This window comes from Bacillus bruguierae (genome assembly GCF_037104725.1).
In the GTDB taxonomy this organism is placed as follows: domain Bacteria; phylum Bacillota; class Bacilli; order Bacillales; family Bacillaceae_G; genus Bacillus_A; species Bacillus_A bruguierae.
In genome coordinates, this window is record NZ_JBAWSX010000003.1 from 16,657 (window position 1) to 38,009 (window position 21,353).

23 protein-coding genes and 1 pseudogene are annotated in these 21,353 nt (G+C 37.9%); 14 read left to right on the forward strand and 10 right to left on the reverse strand.

Annotated features, from left to right (window positions below):
- Nucleotides 1–15 precede the first annotated feature (15 nt).
- From WAZ07_RS06750 to WAZ07_RS06765, 4 genes are read left to right on the forward strand one after another with little or no spacing between them, the layout of a single operon-like run.
- Nucleotides 16–825, forward strand: a complete 810-nt coding sequence (locus tag WAZ07_RS06750; protein ID WP_336471836.1) for an SGNH/GDSL hydrolase family protein — start codon at nucleotides 16–18, stop codon at nucleotides 823–825.
- Complete coding sequence (locus WAZ07_RS06755) at nucleotides 822–1,739, forward strand: ABC transporter ATP-binding protein (RefSeq protein WP_336471837.1); 918 nt, start codon at nucleotides 822–824, stop codon at nucleotides 1,737–1,739. The genes WAZ07_RS06750 and WAZ07_RS06755 overlap by 4 nt, the downstream gene beginning before the upstream one ends.
- A complete protein-coding gene (locus WAZ07_RS06760) occupies nucleotides 1,732–2,724 on the forward strand; it encodes an ABC transporter permease (protein WP_336471838.1) in 993 nt (330 codons plus the stop codon). Before WAZ07_RS06755 ends, WAZ07_RS06760 begins: the two co-directional genes overlap by 8 nt.
- 19 nt (nucleotides 2,725–2,743) lie before the next feature.
- Complete coding sequence (locus WAZ07_RS06765; protein WP_336471839.1) at nucleotides 2,744–3,421, forward strand: uracil-DNA glycosylase; 678 nt, start codon at nucleotides 2,744–2,746, stop codon at nucleotides 3,419–3,421.
- Between the two features lie 282 nt (nucleotides 3,422–3,703).
- Here WAZ07_RS06765 and WAZ07_RS06770 read toward each other — a convergent pair whose 3' ends face one another.
- From WAZ07_RS06770 to WAZ07_RS06780, 3 genes are all read right to left on the reverse strand, one after another.
- A complete protein-coding gene (locus WAZ07_RS06770; RefSeq protein WP_336471840.1) occupies nucleotides 3,704–4,000 on the reverse strand; it encodes a DUF3817 domain-containing protein in 297 nt (98 codons plus the stop codon).
- A 231-nt stretch (nucleotides 4,001–4,231) separates the two neighbouring features.
- Nucleotides 4,232–5,053, reverse strand: coding sequence for a Cof-type HAD-IIB family hydrolase (locus WAZ07_RS06775; RefSeq protein ID WP_336471841.1), 822 nt, complete (start codon nucleotides 5,051–5,053; stop codon nucleotides 4,232–4,234).
- Between the two features lie 513 nt (nucleotides 5,054–5,566).
- Nucleotides 5,567–6,850: a purine/pyrimidine permease gene (locus tag WAZ07_RS06780; RefSeq protein ID WP_336472100.1), complete on the reverse strand. Its 1,284-nt coding sequence runs from the start codon at nucleotides 6,848–6,850 to the stop codon at nucleotides 5,567–5,569.
- A 240-nt stretch (nucleotides 6,851–7,090) separates the two neighbouring features.
- Between WAZ07_RS06780 and WAZ07_RS06785 the strand changes: the two are divergent.
- The 3 genes and pseudogenes from WAZ07_RS06785 to WAZ07_RS06795 form a co-directional block, all read left to right on the forward strand.
- Nucleotides 7,091–7,180 (forward strand): annotated as a pseudogene (locus WAZ07_RS06785) (TrkA family potassium uptake protein); the annotation flags it as partial.
- 6 nt (nucleotides 7,181–7,186) lie between these two features.
- Entirely contained in the window at nucleotides 7,187–7,468 is a 282-nt protein-coding gene (locus WAZ07_RS06790) for a YwdI family protein (RefSeq protein ID WP_090916192.1), read from the forward strand.
- A 62-nt stretch (nucleotides 7,469–7,530) separates the two neighbouring features.
- Nucleotides 7,531–7,899, forward strand: coding sequence for a DUF423 domain-containing protein (locus tag WAZ07_RS06795; protein WP_336471842.1), 369 nt, complete (start codon nucleotides 7,531–7,533; stop codon nucleotides 7,897–7,899).
- 162 nt (nucleotides 7,900–8,061) lie between these two features.
- Here WAZ07_RS06795 and gerQ read toward each other — a convergent pair whose 3' ends face one another.
- From gerQ to hemQ, 4 genes are all read right to left on the reverse strand, one after another.
- Nucleotides 8,062–8,478 carry a spore coat protein GerQ gene (gene gerQ / locus WAZ07_RS06800; RefSeq protein ID WP_336471843.1) on the reverse strand — a complete coding sequence of 139 codons (417 nt, stop codon included), beginning with the start codon at nucleotides 8,476–8,478 and terminating at the stop codon, nucleotides 8,062–8,064.
- Nucleotides 8,479–8,504: 26 nt separating this feature from the next.
- Complete coding sequence (locus WAZ07_RS06805; protein WP_090916186.1) at nucleotides 8,505–8,927, reverse strand: cell wall hydrolase; 423 nt, start codon at nucleotides 8,925–8,927, stop codon at nucleotides 8,505–8,507.
- A gap of 389 nt (nucleotides 8,928–9,316) precedes the next feature.
- Nucleotides 9,317–10,591, reverse strand: a complete 1,275-nt coding sequence (locus WAZ07_RS06810; protein WP_336471844.1) for a serine hydrolase — start codon at nucleotides 10,589–10,591, stop codon at nucleotides 9,317–9,319.
- Between the two features lie 172 nt (nucleotides 10,592–10,763).
- Entirely contained in the window at nucleotides 10,764–11,507 is a 744-nt protein-coding gene (gene hemQ / locus WAZ07_RS06815; protein ID WP_336471845.1) for a hydrogen peroxide-dependent heme synthase, read from the reverse strand.
- A 224-nt stretch (nucleotides 11,508–11,731) separates the two neighbouring features.
- Between hemQ and pta the strand changes: the two genes are divergently transcribed.
- Entirely contained in the window at nucleotides 11,732–12,703 is a 972-nt protein-coding gene (pta, locus tag WAZ07_RS06820) for a phosphate acetyltransferase (RefSeq protein WP_336471846.1), read from the forward strand.
- Nucleotides 12,704–12,735: 32 nt separating this feature from the next.
- Here pta and WAZ07_RS06825 read toward each other — a convergent pair whose 3' ends face one another.
- Complete coding sequence (locus tag WAZ07_RS06825) at nucleotides 12,736–13,581, reverse strand: lipoate--protein ligase family protein (protein ID WP_336471847.1); 846 nt, start codon at nucleotides 13,579–13,581, stop codon at nucleotides 12,736–12,738.
- Nucleotides 13,582–13,841: 260 nt separating this feature from the next.
- Nucleotides 13,842–14,531 (reverse strand): RsfA family transcriptional regulator, encoded by a 690-nt coding sequence (locus WAZ07_RS06830; protein WP_336471848.1) that lies wholly within the window; start codon nucleotides 14,529–14,531, stop codon nucleotides 13,842–13,844.
- 236 nt (nucleotides 14,532–14,767) lie between these two features.
- Between WAZ07_RS06830 and WAZ07_RS06835 the strand changes: the two genes are divergently transcribed.
- The 6 genes from WAZ07_RS06835 (at nucleotide 14,768) to WAZ07_RS06860 (ending at nucleotide 21,036) form a co-directional block, all read left to right on the forward strand.
- A complete protein-coding gene (locus WAZ07_RS06835) occupies nucleotides 14,768–14,992 on the forward strand; it encodes a YuzB family protein (protein ID WP_336471849.1) in 225 nt (74 codons plus the stop codon).
- Between the two features lie 237 nt (nucleotides 14,993–15,229).
- Entirely contained in the window at nucleotides 15,230–16,276 is a 1,047-nt protein-coding gene (locus WAZ07_RS06840; protein WP_413788871.1) for a FecCD family ABC transporter permease, read from the forward strand.
- On the forward strand, nucleotides 16,273–17,289 hold the full coding sequence (locus WAZ07_RS06845; protein ID WP_336471851.1) for a FecCD family ABC transporter permease: 1,017 nt from the start codon (nucleotides 16,273–16,275) through the stop codon (nucleotides 17,287–17,289). The genes WAZ07_RS06840 and WAZ07_RS06845 overlap by 4 nt, the downstream gene beginning before the upstream one ends.
- Nucleotides 17,290–17,303: 14 nt before the next feature.
- On the forward strand, nucleotides 17,304–18,095 hold the full coding sequence (locus WAZ07_RS06850) for an ABC transporter ATP-binding protein (RefSeq protein ID WP_336471852.1): 792 nt from the start codon (nucleotides 17,304–17,306) through the stop codon (nucleotides 18,093–18,095).
- 556 nt (nucleotides 18,096–18,651) lie between these two features.
- On the forward strand, nucleotides 18,652–19,593 hold the full coding sequence (locus WAZ07_RS06855; protein ID WP_336471853.1) for an ABC transporter substrate-binding protein: 942 nt from the start codon (nucleotides 18,652–18,654) through the stop codon (nucleotides 19,591–19,593).
- A gap of 138 nt (nucleotides 19,594–19,731) precedes the next feature.
- The gene (locus WAZ07_RS06860) at nucleotides 19,732–21,036 is read left to right on the forward strand and encodes an HD domain-containing protein (protein ID WP_336471854.1); all 1,305 of its coding nucleotides are present in this window, start codon (nucleotides 19,732–19,734) and stop codon (nucleotides 21,034–21,036) included.
- A 35-nt stretch (nucleotides 21,037–21,071) separates the two neighbouring features.
- Here WAZ07_RS06860 and WAZ07_RS06865 read toward each other — a convergent pair whose 3' ends face one another.
- Nucleotides 21,072–21,260 carry a 2-hydroxymuconate tautomerase gene (locus WAZ07_RS06865; RefSeq protein ID WP_336471855.1) on the reverse strand — a complete coding sequence of 63 codons (189 nt, stop codon included), beginning with the start codon at nucleotides 21,258–21,260 and terminating at the stop codon, nucleotides 21,072–21,074.
- Nucleotides 21,261–21,353 lie beyond the last annotated feature (93 nt).

The following is a 21,353-nucleotide window of genomic DNA, read 5'->3' on the forward strand; positions in this document are numbered from 1 at the left end:
ATAAGGGGGGATAGCGTGAGACCGAAATTTGTGAAAGTTATTTTATTCGTTGCACTAGCGTCTTTTTGTTTATTTGCATACGGATTTATTACTAGTGTGAGTGATGTTTTAAATCCGAAAACTTCTAAGCTAACTCCTGCCGTGCAAAAAGAAGCTAAAGGGAAACAACAAAAGGAAACATTGCAAGTTGTTAGCTTAGGTGATTCGTTAACACGTGGTGTTGGAGATAAAGAAGGTATTGGATATATTGGACGGATGAAGAATGAACTGCAAACAAAATACAAACAAAAGGTAGCGCTCACAAACTTGGCGGTGAGCGGTGCGAAAATGCCAGATTTATTAAAACAAATGGAAAGCAGCGGTGCCGGGTATGCGATTAAGCAAGCGGATGTGCTTGTTTTGACAATTGGCGGAAATGATTTATTTCCAGGATGGGAATCACTTGGAAACTTAGATTTAACGACATATCGTCCTGATACCGCAACATTTCAAGCTAATGCAAAGAAAATTTTGGAACAACTGAGGAGTTTAAATCCAAACAGTCCGATTTTTTGGATTGGCTTGTATAATCCATTTGAAGATGTAGAAGAGTTAAAAGGCTCGTCTCCAATTGTTGTCGATTGGAACGGATCATTAGAAAAGCTTGCGCTTAGTTATGCAAATGTATACGTTGTTCCAACGTTTGATATGTTCCAAAATCGCGGTAAGGATTTATTATATTCTGATCACTTCCACCCGAATGAAACTGGCTATACATTGATAGCAGATCGTTTATTACAAAACGTTGTTAGTCAGTTAGAACTAGCTGGAGGTGAGAAAAAATGACGATGGTCCTATCTGTCCGGAATTTAAAGAAGGTTATTAAGAAAAAAACGCTCGTTGAAGATGTATCATTTGATATACAGCAAGGAGAAGTATTTGGATTTTTAGGACCAAATGGAGCAGGGAAGACAACGACGATTCGGATGCTTGTTGGTCTCATTACAGCAACAGAGGGAAGTATTTCAATTGGTGGTTATGACATAAAAGAAAATTTTCGCGGTGCGATGCGGCAAATTGGAAGCATTGTTGAAAACCCTGAATTGTATACATACTTAACGGGATTTGAAAATTTAAAGCAATTTGCCCGTATGTTAGGGGGAATTTCCGATGAGCGGATTATGGAAATTGTCAAAATGGTACATCTTGATGAACGCATTCACGATAAAGTGAAAACATATTCACTTGGGATGAAGCAACGTCTTGGGATTGCACAAGCTCTTCTTGGCAGTCCGAAACTCCTTATATTAGATGAGCCGACAAATGGTCTTGATCCGGCTGGTATTCGAGAACTTCGTGAATTTGTGCATACACTTGTGAAGGAAGAAAACATGAGCGTATTTATTTCTAGCCATTTATTAAGTGAAGTACAAATGATTTGTGACCGCGTGGCGATTATTAATAAAGGAAAAGTAATTACGGTAGCAAGAGTTGAAGAGTTAGTGAAACAAGCAAGCGACCGCGTGGAGTGGATTGTGACGCCGCTTGATAAAGCGAAAGCGTTGCTTGAAGAGTCGGGTGAAGTGACAGAACTTGTCGTGGAAGAAGGACGACTATTATGCCGTATGAGTCAAGAATGTGTAAGTTTTTATAATAAGCAGTTAGTTGAGCACGCTGTAGACGTTCATAGTGTAAAACAAGTTGTATTTACATTGGAAGATCTGTTTATGGAACTGACAAAGGGGGAGCAACATGAGTGAATTTGCGAACCTCGTCTATAATGAGGCGGAGAAAATATATCGAAAGAAACGTATTGTAGTAGTCATGCTCATTTTGGCGATTTTAATTCCGATTTTTGTTTATGCACAGTACCGAGAAGTACAGACGACTGTAAAGCGTCTTGGTACGAGTGATTGGAAGGTATCCTTACAGCAGCAAATCGTTGATTCACAAAACCGTTTAAATAATTCGCGTCTTCCCGAAGAATGGAAAGCGTGGTTAAAGGTAAGAGTGCAGCAGCAACAATATTATTTAGATCACAATATTAATCCAAGTGCGCCAGGAGCCCCGACATTTGTACGTATGTTTATTGAACAAGGAATTACGTTATTTATCCCGCTCCTTATCATGATTGTAGCCATTGATATTGTATCGGGAGAGCGGAGCGATGGCACGATGAAAATGCTTCTTACTCGGCCGATTCGGCGCTGGAAAATTCTTTTAAGTAAATATGTGACGATGGTGCTGTTTATTTCATTTATTTTGTTGCTTGCCTCTGTTCTTTCCTATGTGTTATCAGGCATTGTATTTGGTTATGCTGGGTGGAATTTGCCGGTGCTGACAGGGTTTATTACGGAGAAAGATACGTTAAACACAAGTTTTGTTCATCTTATTCCGCAGTGGCAATACATTGTTATGGCTTACGGACTTGCTTGGTTTGTAGCAATTGTTGTTGGCACAATCTCATTTATGGTTTCAGTACTGATTCGCAATACACCAGCTGGTATGGGAATTATGCTGGCAGCGTTAATTGCTGGAGGTATCTTAAATAATTTTGCAACGTCCTGGGAAGGTGCAAAATATATTTTTAGTGTCAATTTATCGTTAACGGATTATTTATCAGGACAGTTACCAGCGCTGCAAGGATTGTCGATGAGTTTTTCGTTAATGAATCTCACGATATGGGCAGCTGTATCACTCATTATTGCTTTTGCAGTATTTACAAAACAAGACATGGTGAATTAATACGATAGGAAGTGAAAGAATGGAACAATTACTAAAGAATGATTGGGCACCACTATTAGCACCTGAATTTGAAAAACCATATTATCAACAATTACAATCATTTTTAAAAGAAGAGTATCATACACATGTTGTGTATCCAAAGCAGGAAGATGTCTTTAATGCTTTGCGTTATACAGGCTATCAAGATACAAAGGTACTTATTTTAGGACAGGATCCATATCATGGACCAAATCAAGCGCATGGTTTAAGTTTTTCGGTGCAACCTGGTGTACGCACGCCGCCGTCATTGCAAAATATGTACAAAGAGCTGCAGGATGATCTTGGCTATCCAATTCCGAATAACGGTTATTTAATAAAATGGGCAGAGCAAGGTGTTCTTTTATTAAATACTGTATTAACGGTGCGTCAAGGAGAGGCTAATTCTCACAAAGGAAAAGGGTGGGAAGTTTTCACGGATCGTATTATTGAGTTGTTAAATGAACGGGAAAAACCAGTTATCTTTGTATTATGGGGACGTCCTGCACAGGCGAAGAAGAAGCTTATTACAAATCCTAATCATCATATTATTGAATCTGTTCATCCAAGTCCATTATCAGCACGTCGAGGATTCTTTGGCAGCAAACCATTTTCAAAAATAAATCATTTCTTAGCGAATAATGGAAAACAGGAGATTGATTGGCAAATTCCGAATCTCTAAATGAGGATTCTTTTGTTTAGGGATTTATCCCGCTATTTTTGGGCAGTAATACTCCCACCTCAAAATTCAGCGAAAGCATTGTCCAGCTCCAGTGGCTAGAATGTTCGGTGGCTTCGCTTCTTCCTACGAGGTAAAAAACCCCTCTACGTCAGAAGCTCCATCCCCCTCACATTCTGAACGAGCCACTTCCGCTTTTCTAAAGAAGATAGGCGGGAGATAACTGATGGCAGTTTCACTTTATACGTGCAAAAACAGACCACTACGAATGTAGCGGTCTGTTTTTTATTTATTTTCTTCGTGTTTTAATTTTGCATCTAGTACGAACGTACCAAATGGAATAACAGATGCAACAAGCGCACCAAACGCCCATGACTTTGACTTATTATGAATCATAGTTACTTGAATAACAGCGAAGATGAATAGTATAAACAGGACACCGTGTGCCATACCTGCTACAGTAACGGCTTTCGAAAAGCCTGCAAAATACTTCAGCGGCATTGCAATGAATAGAAGGATTAGAAAAGAAATCCCTTCAAGTAATCCAATGACTCTTAAACGTCCAATCGGTGTTGATAACATAAAATGGCCTCCTTAATTATGTAAGCTTGTATATGATAAATTTGTATTCCTTTTGTAAATAAAATAGCCTAGTTTATTTCATTATAATCAAAAATGAACTTTACACTATGGTAATAGTGCAAAGTTCAAAATATCTTCACAAGCTGATACATATAAAAAATAAATCGCGCCTAAGTATTTGACTCGGGCGCGATTTTATGAATGATTGTTCTCTTCAATGTGAAAATTGTTCTATACCAGTACTTCGCTGTTCAAAACAAATTGTTCTACGACTTTTGCAACACCATCATTCATGTTTGTATCTGTTACATGATTCGCAATTGCTTTAATATCATCAGGTGCATTGCCCATTGCAACACCAAGGCCAGCGAATTCAATCATAGCCTGGTCATTATAACTATCGCCCATTGCAATTACTTCTTCACGTGTAATACCAAGTTTTTGGATGAGTTGGTGCAAGCTTGTTCCTTTTGTTACACCATATTCTGTGAATTCTAAGAAGAATGGCTTAGAACGCATAACACTTAGTTGTCCTTCAAATTCTTGTTGCAATTTCTTTTCAACTTCTGCAAGACGTTCAGGTGCCTTCATCATTAATACTTTCACAACAGGTTCTTTCACTGCACTTACAAAATTATGAACCTCTATAATTGGCATACCTGTAATATGACCTTCAATTTCTGTATATTCATTATTCTCCTCTGTCACAATATCATCGCCAATGTACGTATGAATCCAAACATCTTCGTTTTGACTTGTTTTATATAAATTATGAACAATTTCAGGTGATAATGTGCTGCTAAATAACTCTTCTTTTGTTTTACAGTTAATGATTTTTGCGCCGTTAAACGATAAAATGAAGCTGCCGTATTCTTCTAACTTCAGTTCTTTTGCAATTGGCCACATCGCAAATGTTGGACGGCCAGAAGCTAGAACAACTTTTACACCGTGCTCTTGGGCGTTCATTAGGGCTTCTTTTGTACGCGGTGAAATCGTATGATCATCGCGAAGTAATGTATCATCTAAATCTAGTACAATCATTTTATAAGACATTTGGTTAATCCTTCCTTACTATGAATTTATAATATGAAATAAATCGTAAGACATCGAACCTCTTTGAAGATGGAATCGATTCTACATATATGCAAGTTAAAAAACGACATAAAACTCTCTTCTTTTTAGGAAGATGAGAGCATTTAGCCACGCATAGAAACGGTCATGGTCTTTTCCTGCCACATGCTAGGTTTAAAAAAATCGAGTACAGGTCATGTTATATTCTGCGTAGCAGCGACTTATATGTCGAAAAATTAAAATGGATATATATGTTTCTATTATCGTAACAATTCTTAAAATAGACTGCAACGCTTGAAGTTTGCCAATTTTGTTTACGTTTTGTGTCGATTAGTTAAGATTCCATAAATAGGAAAAACACCTACTTATAAAAGCTTCACGCCCAAACAGTCGGTAAGAGGTTAAGCAAAGGAGCGAGAAGCAAACCGTCTGTAAGGACCCGATCGGTTCAATTAACCCTCAACGAGAAATCCGTTCGTTGAGGAAAGTTTCACTTTATCCTGCTTGTTTGTCTGGTGAACGAGCGAATAATATTTCTAGTATAATCGCCATTACAGAGCCAAGTACAAGACCGTTGCTTAAGAAGGATGCAAGGAATGGCGGCAGTGAAGAAAAGGCTCCTGATGGGATGAACATGACGCCAATTCCGGTAAAGAGAGCGAGGCCCGCAACTTTGAATAAGCGTTCTTTATCTTTCACGGTTTCATATTCTCGAAAAGCTAACCCAATCATACTTGCAAATACCGGATAAATAGCTGCATAGCCAACTGCTACTGGAATTGCTGCAATGAATGAAGTAACCTTTGGAAATAGGCTCATAAGAATAATAAAGGACGAACCAAGAATAAACGGTAATCGTTTGTAAATGCTCGTTGTCGCAATAAAGCCGGCTGATCCAGAAATAGCAACAGGCCCAATTGCTGAAAATAGACCGCCAAGGAGCTGATTAATACCAGTTATAATTCCAGCTTGTTTAAAACGATTTTGCGGTGCCACTTCTTCGTATTTCGAAACTACTTGTTGAACAACGCGAATACTTGCTAACATATTAGTTAGTAGTAATAACGTAACGAAGAAAATAGTAATAACCATATTCCATTCTAAGCGAGGTGTGCCAAATACAAAGATAGATGGTATACGGATAATATCTGTTACAGGTGTAATTGGGTTTGATAGACCGAAACATGCAAATAAAACCCACCCAACTACAATACTGCATAGTACAGAATATTGACCGATAATAGGTAATTTCATGATAAAGAAAGATAAAACAATAATGATAAGAGAAAGAATAAAGACTTTCCCTTGAACAGCTGTATGCTGTTCGTTAAGCCCAAACATGCCTTTTAAAAATGATCCACTTAGCTGTGCGACGAGTAAAAATAGGTAGGTTCCAATAACAGTGGGTGTAAAATAGCGGACAAGTTTATCGATAAGTCCAAATGTACTAAGAAGAATGCAAATAATACCACTTAATAAGAAGGAATATTGCAGTACACGAAGCGTTTCACTGTTTGAACCAAATAATACAACGCCTAAGCTTGCATACAAGGAAAAGATGCCCCACCAAAGTCCTGCAGGTCCTTCTTGAATTGGCAAGCGATGACCAAAGAAAGCTTGTAAAATACCTGCAAATCCAAGAACAAATAATGTCCGTTGGACGAATGCGATTGCTTCTGCGCCTTCCAGTCCGTAGTTAGCGGCGACACTAATTGGAACGATTAGGCTGCCGGCCAAAATAAATAATGCCCATTGTAGGGCAGAAAGAAATGTTTTCATCATATATCAACCTCTTTCTTGTATTCCATTTCTAGTATATATGTATTTGATTTGTTGTGGCAAAAATTGAACATAGAGAAAAGAAATGAAAGAATATCATGAGTGCATGTAAACAATTAGTTATTGCAATTATATGTATGTATTTTATGGTAATTATTGGATAAAGTGGGTTTGTGATTATAGAAGAGAGATGAAAACCCCCTCCACTGATGGAAGTTTCACTTTATTTCAGGCAATGCGGAAAAATTAGCAGAACGTGATATGATAATAGTATTTGGCCCAGTAGAGAAGTTGGAGCAATTTGAGAAAGAATTACAATACATGAGGTGAGAAAATATGCAAATATCTAGCGATAAGATTTTAAATAAAATGGCAAGTGAAATTGCAAAAGCGAAAGGGAGTGAATCACATAAAGCAAAAGAACATCTTTTAGTTGTTCGTGCATTATGTGATCTATTACTTGAAGAACAGACAGAAGCTTCTGTATATGTTGAACCAAAATTACAAGCACATGTTATAGCGCCGCAAATGCCTGTCCAACCAATTGCTTCATTTTCAGGAGAGCCTGTATATGTGAAGGAAGATGATGCAAACGGAAACTCTCTCTTGGATTTTTAGATGCTAAATAGTTGGATTGTGTGTGGAAATTTTTTATTATAAAAGTAAAAAGGGGAATTCTAATGAAAATTTTCTTCTTATTGGGTTGTATTATGGCAGCATTATCTGTTGCACTTGGTGCATTTGGAGCACATGGACTTGAAGGGAAAATCTCAGCGAAAATGTTAGATGTATGGAAAACAGGTGTTACATATCAAATGTTTCATGCAGGTGGATTATTTATTGTTGCTTTATTAATGGATAAGATTCAATCTTCTCTTGTAAGCGCAGCAGGCTGGTGTATGGTAGCAGGTATTATTATGTTTTCCGGAAGCTTATATGCATTAAGTACAACTGGTATGAAATTTTTTGGACCAATTACTCCGCTTGGCGGCGTAGCGTTTATTATAGGCTGGATTTTACTAGGAACTGCGATTGTAAAAGGTTTATAAAGTGAAACTTCTTCTTGGGAAACGTTTTTCTTCCCAAGAGGTTAGTTGAACCAATCGGGCCCTTACAGATGGTTTGTACCTTACTTCCTTGCTTAACCTCCTACCAGCTGTTTGGGCGGGGTAAAAATAAAACAAAAGCTGGCATTTGCCAGCTTTTTCTTATCATCTTGGGGGGTAAGTTGCTGGTTGTTGTGCTGGGAAATAGATGATCTCTCCTGGAAATTCTACATAATCAAGATAAATCATAAGCAGTAAATAACGCTTTCCAGACTTAGGATCACTTATAATGACGTGATCGCGTCCTGCAGCTTCAATGATGCCTGTATAGGATTGTGTACCAAGGGAGCTGCCGCGCTCATATGTCATAAATAGAGTTGCTGGTTTTCCCTTGTTTAAACGAAGGATATTTTCAATATATGATTGCTCAAGTGGAAGCATCCCTTGAGAAGCGGCAAGTTGTGCTTGCGTAGCTTGCGACGTCGGCATTTGCTGCCCTTGTTGTCCCGGCTGCGGTTGCATATATCCCCCAGATGGCTGGTAAAATCCTCCTCCATAGTATGGGTTTTGTTGCTGTGCCATACGAAATCCCTCCTCTTTTCAGTTCGCTAATACACACCTGGACAGTCTTCACCACTTGGCTGGAAAAAGCAATGGTTTTTAAAACGGCCAGAAATTTCTTGATTAAACCAAGTTGGTGGACAATCACCTACTGGTCGGAAAAACCATAAAGAAAAATTAGCGGGCCAGAAGCGTTCACCTTGAATCGTACGTCTTGCCATAGCGATATCACTTTCACGGGCACGCTGATAGAAGTAACCTTTTTGCGTAGCCTCAAATCCACCAGGACTTTGAAATACCATTTGACGAAGGTTTCGAATTTTTTTAAAGTCCAGGCAATTCCCTCTTACGCGATTGACGCCGACATTTCCAACTAAAAGCATTCCTTTAGGTCCTTCGCCTTCTGCTTCTGCTCGCATTAATCTGGCAAGTAGTTTTACATGTTCTTCTGTATATGCAATAACACCCATCTGTTTCACCTCTCTTATTACTCCGCTAGAGAAAAGAAAGTGTAGAATAATTACTAATTCATAGGTATGAAAAAAAAGGGGCAGATATGACAACCAAACCATGTTTTAATATGTATCTCTATAGATATTAGTTGAAAAATTGAAACAAAAACCCCTTTTTTTAGGGGGGCGAGAGCATCTGGCCATGCATAGAGGCGGCCAGGGCCTTTTCCTGCCACATGCAACGTTTAAAACAAAGGGCGAAAGCAAGTAGCGGACATTTTCTTGCTGCATAGCAGGGACTTAGATGTTGAAAAATTAAAATGGATTTATATCACTACTCACAAGAGGTAAGGATTATTCTGAGAGAGATTTGGATAATAAAAAGCTAGCAATTTGCTAGCTTTTTATCATCCAAATAATTTTGACCACATATTAGAGAAGAAGTCTCCAATAGATCGCATCGTCAATACGAACCAATTTGCTTTGTCTACTTCCTGTGTTGTTTTTACATCGAATTTAGTTTGTTTATTTCCATCAAGGAAACCATATTGATCAGTAGATTCTAAAACAAGTGAGCCTACTTTGGCATTCTTTTTCACAGGTGCAACTAAGTTTCCGTCTTCGGAGATTGATTTGTTTGCTTCATAGGAAATTTTGTAAGGTGGTTTACTTCCTTTTTTTGTGACTACCGTTATCTCTTTTTCAGGTGTCACAGCTACAGTATCTTCTTTTCCTTTTACGACAGGAATTGTATTATTTGTATCTATTTTCAATTTCTGTTTTTCAAAGTTTTTGAAACCGTAATCCATTAATGCACGGGATTCTATGAAACGCTCATCCATTGATTTTGTTTTAATAATAACGGAGATTAGGCGTAAATCACCGCGTTTGGCTGTAATGGTAAAGCAATATCCAGCTGTATCAGAACTTCCTGTTTTTAAGCCGTCTGTTCCTTCATATGCAAATGCAGCGCCTGGTAACATCCAGTTCCAGTTTTCCATACGAATTGGGCGCGGATGATTATCTGGGAAGTTTCTGAATCTTTGTTTTGTATCCTCCAATATTTCTGGATATTTTGTGATAATTGTTCTAGATAAGATTGCCATGTCTCTAGCTGATAAAGAGTTTTCACCGTTCGGATCTGTTCCTTCCGGATGCTTTCCTTTTAAATCAGCATTATTTAATCCTGTAGCATTTACAAATTTATATTTCTTTAACCCTAGTTTTTTTGCATGTTCATTTGCGAGATTTAAGAAATTCTTTTCACTTCCAGCGAGAAGTTCGGCAAGTGCAATGCTTGACCCGTTTGCTGAGGAGACAAGAATAGAATGATATAATTCTCTAACTGTATATTGTCGTCCTTTTTCAAATGGAACATTGGAAAATTCGTTGTTACGGGAAATCTCGTAAGCATAATCAGAGATATTTACTTTTGTATCCCAAGTGATTTTCCCTTCTTTAATGGCTTCTAAAACGGAGTACACAACCATGAGTTTTGACATACTAGCAATTGCAAGTAATTCATCGGGGTTTTGTTCGTGTAGTATTTTTCCTGTATCTGCATCAAACAGAATAGCAGCAGCGGCTTCGACATGTATATCTTCTTTTGCATAAGAGGGGGTTGCTCCTATGAAAGAAAACATGAGTGTAAGGCCTAATAAAATAGATAGCATTTTCCTCATAATAAATTATCACCTTCGCATCGTTATTAGCATATAGCCTGTACTATTCTAACATGAGTTTGAATATGGAAAGATTACAATTTTGTAAGCAATTTGGATAATTTTTCTATTTTATTAGAGTTTCCTATTATGTAAAACAGCAAAAAAAGGGCAATTTTTGCCCTTTTTACTATTATACGTGTAAAAATTTTGCGACTTTTTCTCTTGGTAAAATGTTTCCAACGAAGAATGTTCCAAATTCACCGTAGCGTGCGCTTACTTCATCAAAGCGCATTTCGTATACAAGTTTCTTAAATTGAAGAACATCATCGGCAAATAATGTTACGCCCCATTCGTAATCGTCAAAACCAACAGAACCAGTAATGATTTGACGTACTTTTCCTGCATATTGACGACCGATTTTTCCGTGGCTATACATTAATTTTTTGCGTTCTTCCATCGGTAACATGTACCAGTTGTCTTCACCTTGACGACGTTTGTCCATTGGATAGAAACAAACGTGGTTTGCTTTTGGCAACGTTGGGTATAGACGCGCAAGAATTTGTGGATTTTGATATGGATCTTCTTCAGCAGGAAGATAATTACTTAGTTCCACAACAGATACGTAAGAGTATGTAGGAAGCATGTACTCCGCTAATGTTGTTTTATTGAATTCGGCTTCAATTTCATTTAATTCTTCCATTGTTGGACGTAAAATCATGAACATAATATCAGCCTTTTGTCCAACGATTGTATATAGGGCATGGCTACCTTGTTTTGCAACTTCTGTTTTATTCCATTTTTCAACGATGTTTAAAAATTCGAACATTGCTTGCTGACGTTCATCACTAGATAATGTTTTCCATGCTGCCCAGTCCATAGAACGGAAATCATGTAAACAATACCAACCATCTAACGTTTTTGCTGCTTCACTCATTAGATTCACCTCGAATAGTCAAGTTTTACACGTTAACTATATCATATATAGATGAAAAAGCATGTATCTTAGTCTCAGGCGCACAAAATTGTCACATTTCATAGCAGAATTTTGGGAAAATATAATCATTTTTATTTTATCAATTTTTTAGAAGCAATAAGTTTAAAATAGAGGTAAAAAGCGGTATTCTTAAATATGGATTTCAATTCGTAGGAGGGTTATTGGTGAGCGATTTATTTACAACAGTAAAAGAAAAAGTTCAAGGTAAAGGCATTTCTATCGTACTTCCTGAAGGTACTGATGAAAGAATTTTAGGTGCTGCAGAGCGTTTAGCAAAAGAAGAGTTAGTAAAACCAATCTTAGTTGGTAATAAAGAAGAAATTAGCGCGAAAGCTGCTAGTATGAACTTAACATTAGCAGGTGTTGATATTTATGACCCAGCTACATACGAAGAAATGGATGCAATGGTAGCATCTTTCGTTGAACGCCGTAAAGGGAAAGCAACAGAAGAAGCTGCTCGTGAAATCTTAAAAGACGAAAACTATTTCGGTACTATGCTTGTATACATGGGTAAAGCACACGGTTTAGTAAGCGGTGCAGCGCATTCTACAGCTGATACAGTTCGTCCAGCACTTCAAATCATTAAAACAAAACCAGGCGTTACAAAGACTTCTGGCGTATTTATCATGGTACGCGGTGATGAGAAGTATGTATTTGCTGATTGCGCAATCAACATTGCACCAAACAGCCAAGATTTAGCTGAAATTGGTATTGAAAGTGCAAAAACTGCTGAGTTATTCGGCATCGATCCACGCGTTGCAATGTTAAGCTTCTCTACAAAAGGTTCTGCGAAATCTCCAGAAACAGAGAAAGTTGTAGAAGCAACTCGCATCGCGAAAGAAATGGCTCCTGAATTAACATTAGACGGTGAGTTCCAATTTGATGCTGCATTCGTACCATCTGTAGCAGAAAAGAAAGCACCAGGTTCTGTTATTAAAGGTGACGCTAACGTATTTGTATTCCCAAGCTTAGAAGCTGGTAATATTGGCTACAAAATTGCACAACGTTTAGGTAACTTCGAAGCAGTGGGACCAATCTTACAAGGCTTAAACATGCCAGTAAATGATTTATCTCGCGGTTGTAACGAAGAAGAAGTGTACAAGCTTGCTTTAATTACAGCAGCACAAGCGCTATAATTATGAAAAAATCCCCGCATTTGCGGGGATTTTTAACTTTCTAACCCAAGTGATTTGTTATTGCGATCAATCATGCGCTGTAAGTGATGTTCATATAGCGGTACTTCATCTACTGTAAGTTGGGATGGTGTTAATTTGGGTGCAAAGTGCTGTAACGTTTGTAAAAGGCGCATCATTAAATCTTGAACAGTAATTGTTTCACCAAGTAGTTCAGATAATGAAGCCATTGTACCTGGGACAATTTCAGGATACGTAAATCTAGTTTCTTCACCTTGAATTGCTAGGTTATAAAAATCACGAACAAGAGCTGCGCGTGCGGAGCCGCTTCCTGTAGCACATAAGTAAATTTGAACAGCTACGCCGCCGCGAATACGGCGTTGTGAAATACCAGCAAATTTTTTATCGTTAATACTTAAGTCATAGCTGCCAGGACAATAGGAGCCAACGATTTCTTTTGCTTCAATAGTAACATGGTAATCTTTTAGCATTTCCTTAATTAAATGCCACATTGTATCATAGCCAAGGTCGATATCGATACCTTTATCTGTTTCTTGGAATAGAAGTGAGACGTTTAGAACTCCTTCATCTAATACAACAGCAAGTCCACCTGAATTGCGGACGATAACATGGAAGTCTTTCTTTTTCAGAAATTCAATTCCCTGCTGTAAGTAAGGTAATCGTGTATCTTGAATGCCAAGAACAATTGTATTGTAATGAACCCAAGATCGCATTGTTGCAGCGGATGTACCATTTCCGACTGTGGTACATAACGTATCATCCATTGCGAAAGACTGTAGCGCATGAAATTGTGGACCTAAGCTTGATTGGTCAACAATGCGCCATTCTGATTGAGATAAAATCGAACGAGAATCGCTCATGTAACTAACCCCTTATCTATAAAATGACAATATTTATTATAGCAAAAAAGAGTGATTTTATAAAAACGGGTATAAAAGCCCCTTTCTTTTAGGAGGGCGAGAGGAACTGGCTATGCATAGAATCGGTCAGGGCCTTTTTCTGCCACATGCTAGGATTAAAACAAAGAGAGAAAGCGAGTGGAGGTCACTTTTTGTTGTAGTTAGCGGTGATTTATACGTTGAAAAGCCAAAATAAAAAGGATGCTATGATAGCATCCTTTTTATTCTGCAATCTTTTCTAAATTTCCGTTTCGATCCATGCGAAAGGATGTTTGTGTACGTTCTTCATCGTCCATTAATGCCAGTTTACGTGCACGGTTCATAATTTTCATGAGCGTCTCGTAATCTTCTTGAACGGTTGTTGATTGCTGTTCTAATTTTTCAACTTTCTTTTCTAGCTCAGCATTTTTTCTCATATATTCAGCGATGTCTTGTTTCAATCTCTCATTCTCTCTTTCGAGTGCGGATACTTTTACATTAGAAGTTCCGAGAGTTTGTAGAAAACGGATAACGTCATGCATTGCAATGGAAGAATTTGTTGGCATTGCTTGCGTAGTTTGCATAGGTTGCATAGGTTGAACAGGTTGCTGGGTATCAATACTAATCTTTTCATCCACTGTTACAGTAGATGGAATCGGCGGTGTATATAAAAGGCGTTTTTTCGCTGGTTCGCCCCCATTTGCACGCATTTTATCTTTGCGATGTTTTTTCGCAAGTTGTAATGCTTGATCGTAACTATAGCGTACGACAGCATTCCAGCGAAATCCGCAGGCTGCTGATGTGCGATTTAATTTATCACCAACTTCTTCAAAGGCATTTAATTGTGTACTTCCTTCGCGGACGTGACGTAAAACAGTTTCAGCAAGAAGTAAATCATCTTCTTCAGTCCAAGCATCTTGTCTTACTTTCATAGATTCATCTCCCTTTCTTTTTATCAATATCTTATTTTTAGAATGGACAAAATGAATTACTTTTATACAAAGCTGCCAAAATTATGGTAGATTTTGAGTGGAAATATGTTTGTATGCCACTTGTTTCTTGCAGGAAGAAAACTTGCATCACATCGAAAAGAAAGGTAAAATACCATTTAGTGTTTATTGTTATATGTACTTGAGAAAAGTTTCAAATAGAGGAAGTGTTATATACAATGGGAAACGAATTTCGTGTGTGTGATGATTGTCAGGCAACGAATATTAAAACGTTAGTACCGCGTTTAAAGAAAGTAGATGAATGTGCAGATATTAAGATCGGCTGTCAATCATATTGCGGTCCTGGTCGTAAAAAATCATTTGCATTTGTAAATAATCGTCCAGTTGCAGCGCCAAATGAAGATGAGCTAATTCAAAAAATTGAAGCAAAGTTAAACAAGTAAAAAGATACGATGCTGTATCTTTTTTTGTTTTGTGAAATGTAACAAAGTTTTATATAACAAAATTAGTGGTTGACAAATTTCAGTTTGCGTTTGTAGAATAAAAGAGAACGATATTGAGAATCATTATCAAAAATCAAGTTATATTCTTGATTTTCTTTTTTTTGCCTCTTAATGAGAATGAAATTCATTTTCTTGTTATACATATTGAAAGTTAGGATGTTGTAGATGGAAGTGAGTATGAGAAAGGTTTACGAAGAAGAATCGGTAGACAGAAAAGAGATAAAAAGCCGTCCGCTTATCGCCGTGATGATTTTAATCGTTGGAACTGCTTTATTAGCGTTAAGTATGGCAGTTTCTATTTCATTTGGTGCTGCTGATATTAGTTTGAAAACAGTATGGCAAGCTGTATTTCAGTTTGATGCATCTACTACATATCATAGTGTGATTCAAGAATTGCGTCTTCCAAGGGCAATTGGAGGAGTAGCTGTAGGGGCGTTTTTAGCAGTATCTGGCGCAATTATGCAGGGGATGACGCGAAACCCACTTGCATCTCCATCACTTATGGGGATTACAGATGGAGCGGTATTTGGCATCGCAATCATGTTTGCATTCTTTCCAAACGCGCCATATGTAATGTTTGTAATTGCTTCTTTTATCGGGGCAGCATTTGGTGCAAGTATTGTATACGGAATTGGAGCAGCGTCTCCGGGCGGATTAACACCAATTAAGTTAGCGTTATCTGGTGCAGCAATTAGTGCCTTACTAGGCGCAATTTCATCTGGGATTGCCTTATATTTTAATCTAGCGCAAGAAGTTAGTATGTGGCATGCAGGCGGCGTTGCTGGTGTGAAATGGATGAGTTTAAATATGTTAATTCCAGTTGGTCTTGTTTGTCTTATTATCGCGATTATGCTAGCGAGGTATATTACGATTTTAAGTTTTGGTGAAGAAATTGCTATTGGTCTTGGACAAAATACAAAGCTCATTAAGTTTATTGGAACCATTCTTGTACTTGTATTAACAGGTAGTGCCGTTTCTATAGCTGGATCTGTTGGATTTGTTGGTCTTGTTATTCCACATTTAACACGTTTTCTTGTGGGATCAGATTATCGCTGGATAATTCCATGTTCTGCCGTTCTAGGCGGGTTACTTATTGAGTGTGCTGATATGATCTCACGTATTATGAATCCGCCGTTTGAAACGCCAATTGGAGCTGTAACAGCGATGGTCGGTGTACCATTCTTCCTCTACTTAGCACGTAAAGAAGGGAGAGGGAAAATGTGAGGCAAGGAATGTTAACGAGAAAAAACGTATCAATTCTATCTAGTATTGGTATGTTAATTTGCATCGTATTTTTAATTAGCTTACATACAGGTACGTTCAAAATTTCACCAGTTGAAGTGTTGAAAACGCTCGTTGGACTTGGATCAGAAGAGCAAACAACGATTTTATTTGATTTTCGGATGCCGCGAATGATTGTTGCTCTTTTAGTAGGATCAGCTTTAGCAGTATCCGGTGCAATTATGCAAGGATTATCACGAAATCCACTTGCCGATCCAGGAATTATTGGTATTAACGCTGGATCGGGATTATCAGTTGTAATCTTTGTTTATTTCTTCTTTGGAAAAGTAACGATGACTTCGTTTTTATCTGTATTCATTCTGCCGTTTTTTGCTTTAGTTGGTGCAATATTAGCGGCGGTTATTATTTATGCACTTGCTTGGAAAGATGGTGTTTCGCCGGTTCGTTTAGTTCTGGTTGGGATTGCAGTGGCAGCTGGGTTCAGTGCTGTGAGCTTAGTATTCTCGATGAAAATGACAGCGAATGACTTCCGTTTTGCTACGATTTGGTTATCGGGAAGCTTATGGGGGACAGATTGGAAATTCGTATTAAGTGCGCTGCCATGGATGCTTATTTTCTTACCAATTGCTTTTATGAAGGCGCATGTTTTGAATGTAATGAATTTAGGAGATGCGGCGGCAACGGGTCTCGGTCTGAACGTGGAGAAAGAACGCCGTAAGCTATTATTTATCGCTGTTTGCTTAGCTGGTGCGTCTGTTGCAGTTGCAGGGGGAATCAGTTTTATTGGATTAATGGCACCGCATCTTGCCCGCCGCTTAGTAGGCGGAAAATATCAAATTATGATACCAACCGCTGCGTTACTCGGAACATTATTGCTATTGTTTTCTGATCTTCTTTCGCGCAGCTTACTTACAACATCAGAAATACCGGTCGGTCTTGTCATTTCAGTAATTGGCGCGCCATATTTCATTTATTTACTTATAAAAACAAGATAAGGGAGACGATTTGTATGCCATCTTTATCAGTTGAGTTGATATCTGTTGGATATAGTGAAAATTTAATTATTGATGGGTTGTCTGTTGAAATACCTGAAGGAAAAATTACAACCATCATTGGTCCAAACGGATGCGGGAAATCTACGCTTTTGAAAACAGCATCGCGTATTTTAAAAGCAAAACGAGGTACTGTTTATTTGGACGGAAAAGCAATTGAGAAACAGCCAACAAAGGAAATTGCGAGAAAGATGGCAATTTTGCCACAGACAGCAGAAGTGCCAACAGGTCTTACTGTATTTGAACTTGTTTCATATGGACGTTTCCCACATCAAAAAGGGTTTGGCACGTTATCAGAAGAAGACTATCGTTACATTCGCTGGGCGCTTGATATGACTGGTATGAAGGAATTTGCTAATCGTCCAGCTGAGGCACTTTCAGGCGGTCAACGTCAACGTGTTTGGATCGCAATGGCATTAGCACAAGGAACGGACTTGCTTGTACTAGATGAGCCAACAACATATCTTGATATGGCACATCAACTTGAAGTACTGAACTTATTAAAAAAGTTAAATGAAGAAGAAGGAAGAACAATTGTAATGGTTATTCATGATCTAAATCACGCTTCTCGTTTTTCTGATTATATGATTGCGTTAAAAGATGGGAATTTAATGAAACAAGGAGCCCCAGATGAAGTCATGACATCTGAAACGCTTCGCGAAGTGTTTGAAATTGAAGCACAAATCGTTCCGTGTCCTGTTGGTGGCAAACCAATTTGTCTTACTTACGATTTAATGACAAGTGTGTAGGCAAGCTTAAGGTTGTCTAGCGGCGTTAAAATATTGATGATAGGGCCTAAGTTTTACTGCCCGTTAGAACGGGTAAAGGCGGGATTTCCGTTAATTTGTATAAATTGTTATATATATTTAAATTTTTCGGCATCTTTATCTAGCTCTGTCTCCTAAGCCCTCATGTCTAAGAACCTTCCACACAAGAAGGTAAAAAGCACCTTATGTGTGAAAAAACCTTAGCCAACGGGCCTAAACAGTCGGTGGCTTCGCGTCTTCCACCGAGGCAAAAAGCGCCTCTATGTCAGAAGCTCCATCCCCCTCTTGTTCTGAGCGAGCCGCTTCCGCCTCTCTTTATAAGTCGCTGCCACGCAGAATACAACATGACTGGCACTTGCTTTCTCTTTTTGTTTTAAACATTGCATGTGGTAGGAAAAGGCCCTGACCGTTTCTACTCGCGACCAGATGCTCCTCCTAAAAAGAAAGAGGGTTTTATATCGTTTTTAATTTGTATATATAGTTTTATTCAAAGAGCTCTTGTAGCACTTTTATTACAACGAGATAAGGAGAGGAAAATATGAAGAAATTCAAAGTTACTCTATTAGTTTTAGTATTAGCGATTACGTCTGTATTATTTGCTGCATGTTCTTCTGATAAGAAAGAAGAAAAGAGAGCAGACGCAAAAAGTGAAGAGCGTGTTGTAAAACATGCAAAAGGGGAAATTAAAATTCCTGCAAATCCAAAGAAAATTGCTGACTTAAGTGGGTCAACAGAAGAGTTATTAGTTTTAGGTATGAAGCCGGTTATTACGGCAAATACGACTCAAGAAAAAATTGATGCACATATTGCAGATAAATTAAAAGGTGTAAAGCCAGTTGGTTCTGCCTGGGGAGATAAAATTAACATCGAAGCAGTAGCCGCTGCAAAACCAGATTTAATTTTAGTAAACAACCGTCAAGAAAAAATTTATGATCAGTTATCTAAAATTGCGCCAACAGTCATGTTAAGCACTCCATTAGATCAATGGCGTCCGAAGTTTGAAGAAGTAGGAGAAATCTTCGGTAAAGAAAAAGAGACGGCTGCATGGCTAAAGAAATACGATGAAAAAGCGAGTAATTTACATGATAAAATCGTTGCAAAGACTGGTGATGCAAAATTCATGGTAATGGCTGCATATCCGAATGCATTCCGTGTGTACGGTGACTACGGTTACGGTAGTATTCTATTTAAGGATTTAAAATTACCAGCAGTTAATGGTACACCAACAGACAAGCCGTTAGTACAATTACAAAAAGAAGCATTACTTAATTACAATCCAGACTTCTTATTTGTATTCACAACAGGTGACGGTGCCCAGCGTCTAAAAGAATTTCAAGAAGAAACCATTTGGAAAAATATGAACGCTGTAAAAAACAATCATGTGTATATGATTAAAAACGAAGATTTAAATAAAGGATATTTCCCACTTGGTAAAGAGATGTTATTAGACGAACTATCTACGTTTATTTTAGGAAAATAATAATGATAGAGAAAATCACCTTTGTTTTTTGAAGGTGATTTTCTTTTTATGCAGTAATATACAGTCTTTCATTTCTTTCTGTTTCACCTTTCGTTTATAATAGGAGTAAGAACTTATAATGGAGGGCGGTGAATTTTAATGGCATATGTAAGCGATAAATTAAATGAAACGAAAGTGTTTAAAGACCCGGTGCATAAATATGTGCATGTGCGCGATCGCGTGATTTGGGATTTAATCGGAACGAAAGAGTTTCAACGTCTGCGCCGTATTAAGCAGCTAGGGACGACATTTTTTACATTTCACGGTGCGGAGCATAGTCGCTTTACTCATTCACTAGGTGTCTATGAAATTATTCGCCGCATGATTGATGATGTGTTTGATGGAAGACCGGATTGGAATGCTGAAGATCGTTTGTTGTGTTTATGTGCAGCACTTCTGCACGATGTAGGGCATGGTCCTTTTTCTCATTCATTTGAAAAAGTCTTTAAATTAAACCATGAAAAATTTACACAAGCAATTATTGTCGGTGATACAGAAATTCATGAGGTGTTAAGCCGAGTTGATCGTGAGTTTCCACAAAAAGTAGCGGATGTCATTGCGAAAACTTCTACTAATAAATTAGCGATCAGTATGATTTCTAGTCAAATTGATGCAGATCGCATGGACTATTTATTACGAGATGCGTATTTTACAGGTGTGAAATATGGAAACTTTGATATGGAACGGATATTACGCGTAATGCGTCCATTTAATAATCAAGTTGTGATTAAATATAGCGGAATGCATGCTGTTGAGCATTATATTATGAGCCGTTATCAAATGTATTGGCAAGTATATTTTCACCCAGTCACGCGCAGTGCTGAAGTGATTTTAACAAAAATTTTGCACCGTGCGAAAGCGTTGCATGAACAATACTATACATTTAAATATCATCCCGTTCATTTCTATTCTTTATTTGAAGGAGAAGTAACAGTAGAGGATTATTTAAAGTTAGACGAGAATGTCATGTATTATTACTTCCAAGTATGGCAAGAAGAAGAGGATGCTATTTTAAGTGATTTATGCCGCCGTTTTATGAACCGTAACTTGTTCAAATGCGTCGATTTTACGGAAAAGCATGGGTTAAACAATTGGGTAGAATTAAATAGTTTATTTAAGAAGATTGGGCTTGATCCAGAATATTATTTAGTAGTAGATTCTACGTCAGACTTGCCGTATGACTTTTACCGTGCAGGTGAAGAGGAAGAGCGCCTGCCGATTTTACTGCTTATGCCAAATGGGGAACTGCGTGAATTATCTCGTGAGTCGGACATTGTGGAAGCAATTACAGGTAAAAAGAGAACAGATCAGAAGCTATTTTATCCGCATGATTTACTGTATGAAGATGGACGAAAAGGGAAAGTAAAAGAAAAAATTATTCGTTTATTAGAAGGAAAGGAGTAAGAGAAGCAGCTGTGCTGCTTCTCTTATATCAATGATTACTCTTGGTCGCTTAAGCGTTTTCCACCAATTGCGTAATGATTTTTAGACATTTCTTCAATGAATACAACGATTTTTTCTTCTGGAGCACCAGTAGTTTCACTTACTGCAGCTGTTACTTTTTTAGCAAGGGCTTTCTTTTGCTCTTCTGTGCGGCCTTCTAACATTTTCACTGTTACGTATGGCATATGTATCGCTCCTTTTATGTAGATTACAGTACTATTATAACGGATTCTTGAAAATAACAATCAGAAAATGAAAGATTTTTTGTTTAGATAATT